This window comes from Pelagerythrobacter sp. Soil_C_18 (assembly GCF_057657235.1).
In genome coordinates this window covers 1-434 of sequence record NZ_JBDGIU010000013.1, presented here as the reverse complement: position 1 = coordinate 434, position 434 = coordinate 1, and the positions used below count along the sequence as shown (strand labels likewise).

Sequence of the window (434 nt, the reverse complement as noted above, 5' to 3'; positions counted from 1 at the left end):
GATCCGAACGGTGAGTTCGATGATCTTGCCGTGGGCGAGACCCGGACGACGAGCATCAGCTATACCGTAAGCGACGGCGAGGGCGGTACGGATACCGCGACGCTCGAGATTACGGTGACCGGCACCAATGATGGGCCGGTTGCGGTCGGGGCGCTGCCGGATCAGGCGAACGAGGATGCGGACGGCGTCACGACGGTGGACGTCACCTCGGCCTTCACCGACGTCGATGCGAGCGACACGATGACTTACACGGCGACCGGTCTGCCGGCGGGTCTGACGCTCGATCCTGTGACGGGTATCATCAGCGGAACGATAGACAACTCGGCGAGCCAGACCGGCACTCCGGGTAACCCGAACGGGACCTACACCGTCGTCGTAACCGCCACCGATGGCAGCGGCGCCTCGGTGACGCAGAGCTTCGACTGGACGGTTGC

General features: G+C 65.0%; 1 protein-coding gene. It reads left to right on the top strand.

What is annotated here, in order from left to right; genetic code table 11:
* Positions 1-434, top strand: a 434-nt coding sequence (locus tag AC3A5N_RS16005; RefSeq protein ID WP_487738316.1) for a putative Ig domain-containing protein, incomplete at both ends; no start/stop codon positions are given.